Consider the following 3,312-nt stretch of genomic DNA (forward strand, 5'->3'; position numbering starts at 1 on the left):
AGTGGCCGTTAGACGCGGTTACACGGAAACCGAGGCCGCTAAGGGTTTATTATCGGCTATTGAGACTATAGCTGAAATTGAGGGGCGATCGAGTCTCAATTTTAACGAGTTATTGCGCTGTCAAAATCTGAAAAAATTAGCTAATCTATCCTTTGTTGGTGTTCCCGATCAGGTGAGACAATCTTAAAGTCAGTTGTTTTGGCTATCAGCTTTCTTTTTACTGATTACTGATCACTGATCACTTAAATCCCTAACCTTAAAATAACTACTATAAAAATATTTTTCCCCTTGCCCAATGGCTGCAATTGACTCTCTAGAAAAAGCCTTAAAATATCACTTTGGCTACGATCAATTTCGACCGAATCAACGCCAAATAATTGAGGCTGCTTTAAACAATCAGGATTTATTAGTAATTATGCCCACTGGAGGCGGTAAATCTCTCTGTTTTCAGCTACCCGCTTTAATCAAAAAAGGGGTGACGGTGGTGGTTTCTCCCCTAATTGCTTTAATGCAGGATCAAGTAACTGCTTTAGCTGATAATGGTATCGGGGCAACATTTCTCAATAGCACTTTAAACGCTAAACAAGTCAGAGAAAGAGAATCTTTAATCCTGCAAGGGAAAATTAAACTGTTATATGTTGCCCCAGAAAGATTATTATCGCCTAGTTTTTTAGACTTTTTAGCTGTTATTGATAATTACCTCGGTTTAGCCTGTTTAGCAGTGGATGAGGCACACTGTGTCTCCGATTGGGGTCATGATTTTCGCCCTGAATATCGACAAATTAAACAAGTTCGTCAACGCTTTCCCTCCGTGCCAATTCTGGCTTTAACTGCCACGGCCACCCAACAGGTAAGGGAAGATATTATCCAACAATTGGGATTGCGAGATACTTCCATTCATATTGCTAGTTTTAATCGTCCTAATCTTTATTATGAAGTTCAACCTAAAACCAGTAAATCTTATCAGCAATTGTATCAATATATTAAAGGACAAAAAGGGTCTGGTATTGTTTATTGTATCAGCCGCAAAACCGTCGATCAAGTTGCCGAACAGTTACAAAAAGATGGTATTAATGCCCTACCCTATCATGCGGGTATGGAGGATCGGGAAAGAAGCCAAAATCAAACCCGTTTTATTCGGGATGATGTGCAGATTATGGTGGCGACAATTGCCTTCGGTATGGGGATTAATAAACCGGATGTGCGCTTTGTCGTTCATTACGATTTACCCCGCAATTTAGAGGGATATTATCAAGAATCAGGCCGCGCTGGTAGGGACGGAGAACCGGCTAAATGTACGCTGTTTTTTAGCTTTGCAGATGCCAGAAAAATTGAGTATTTTATTAACCAAAAAACCGAGCAAAATGAACAACAGAAAGCCCGCCAACAATTGCGACAGGTGTTAGATTATGCTGAAGGGACTGAATGTAGAAGATCGAGCGTCCTAGGTTACTTTGGAGAAAGTTTTGCGGGTAACTGTGGTAACTGTGATAACTGTCGGAATGGGAACAATTCTGAGGATTGGACAATCGAGGCACAAAAATTTTTATCCTGTGTGGCGCGGACGGGACAAAAATTCGGTATGATGCACATAATCAACGTACTCAGGGGAGGAAAAGGTGAAAGAATCACCCAATATCAACATCATTTATTATCCACTTATGGCATCGGTAAGGATAAAACTCTCGGGGAGTGGAAACGTTTAAGTCGTTCCCTTGTCCAGCAAAATCTACTGGTAGAAACTGAAGACAATTTTAGAATCTTGAAACTTAATCAACACAGTTGGGAAGTGATGCGGAAACAACGTTCCGTGTTTATTGCCGTCCCCCAAAAAGCTAACGGTCCAATCTTGGGAGACGACAATCCCAATATGGTGGAAAGTGATTTATTATTCGAGCGCTTGCGGCAACTGCGGAAAAAAATTGCCGATAGTCAAGGAGTTCCTCCCTACGTTATTTTCCATGATTCTAGTCTGCGTTTAATGGCCCAATCAAAACCCCGGAGTTTAGGGCAGTTTCGTCAAATTTCTGGAGTAGTACACAGCAAAGTCCAACAGTATGGGGATATATTTATAGCGGCAATTAATGATTTTTGTCAGGATAGTCTTCCCTCTACTCAATTCCTCACTCTCCAATACTATCAAGATGGTTTGAATGCGGAAGAAATCGCTCGCAAAAGAAGCTTAAAAGTCTCAACCATCTATGAACATTTAGCTAAATTGCTAGAAGCGGGTTACGAAATTGATATTAATCAGTTAGTCTCTAAAAATAAACAGGAATATATTCGTTTAGCGATTAAAAAAGTTGGCGTTCAATCCCTGAAAACTCTCAAGGAAAATCTGGGAGATAATTATAGTTATGAGGAAATTAAATTAGTTGTTGCTTGGCAAAGACGACTTTAAAAACTATAGGAGAGGGGGAATTATAAATTATGAATTATGAATTATGAATTATTAAGTGGGGAAGTGGGGAAGTTTTTTCAGTGTTGCCAAAGGCACGGCGTAGCCGTCCAGTAAACAGTGAACTGATAACTGATCACTGATAAGTAGGTAGGCGTTAAAAATTATCAGACACCACCCTTATCAAGGGTAGGGTTGATTCATGAATCAACCCTACCTTATCAAGGGGAGCAGGGGGGATCGAACCTAAAATCCATTTTTAATTTAATTATAACCAGCTACTTAACTGATAACTGATAACTGAATTAAGCAGACCCTATTTAGGGGACAAGCGTTCTTGAATTTTATTAATCGCCCAGCTTAAAATCGCCCCCGCAATTAAAATACTAATAGCAGGATTGAATAGGGGCAGCCAAAGACGCTGAAAAAGTTTAAATCCTAGGGGAATTCCTGTGGATTCACCGATAACAGCCACGGCAAACCAGAGAAAACCCGCTATCACTAAAAACACATCAAATATTAAGATTCTATTCAACCACTTGACAAATTGCTCTTTCATTGCATCAAAAACTTAGGTTATTTATACAGTTTATTCAGGAAAAAGTATAGCACTGTCACCTTAATCCCAAGCTCTCCAGAGCCAAGCTAGTCCGGCAGTAATGATTAAAACTTTGGTTAACCAATCTCCCCAGCGCACATATAAAGTTCTCGTATCCCGTCGATAAATTGTTTCGCTATGGATTTGATATTTATCTAAATCCGATAGCCAAAGGTGATTACCGTGGGGATCGACAAAAGCAGAATAACCTGTATTGGTGGCCCGGGCCATCCATCGATCGGTTTCGATCGCTCGCATGGTATCCTGAGCATGGTGTTGAGCGGGCATGGCGTGGCTATAATGGGCGTTATTAGAA

Annotated in this window: 2 protein-coding genes and 2 pseudogenes; 2 read left to right on the forward strand and 2 right to left on the reverse strand. The window is 40.4% G+C overall.

The window, feature by feature from the left end:
* Positions 1-187, forward strand: a pseudogene (locus PX484_RS21205) (DUF3318 domain-containing protein); the annotation flags it as partial.
* A 108-nt stretch (positions 188-295) separates the two neighbouring features.
* A complete protein-coding gene (gene recQ, locus PX484_RS21210) occupies positions 296-2,401 on the forward strand; it encodes a DNA helicase RecQ (RefSeq protein WP_287765694.1) in 2,106 nt (701 codons plus the stop codon).
* A 313-nt stretch (positions 2,402-2,714) separates the two neighbouring features.
* On the opposite strand, the gene PX484_RS21215 is transcribed toward recQ, so the two are convergent.
* Together PX484_RS21215 and PX484_RS21220 are read right to left on the reverse strand one after the other, a co-directional pair.
* The gene (locus tag PX484_RS21215; protein ID WP_002740130.1) at positions 2,715-2,957 is read right to left on the reverse strand and encodes a DUF8620 family protein; all 243 of its coding nucleotides are present in this window, start codon (positions 2,955-2,957) and stop codon (positions 2,715-2,717) included.
* A gap of 60 nt (positions 2,958-3,017) precedes the next feature.
* A pseudogene (locus PX484_RS21220) lies at positions 3,018-3,312 on the reverse strand (apolipoprotein N-acyltransferase); the annotation flags it as partial.

The sequence above is a fragment of the Microcystis sp. M49636_WE2 genome, from assembly GCF_030065375.1.
Classification (GTDB): Bacteria; Cyanobacteriota; Cyanobacteriia; order Cyanobacteriales; family Microcystaceae; genus Microcystis; species Microcystis aeruginosa_C.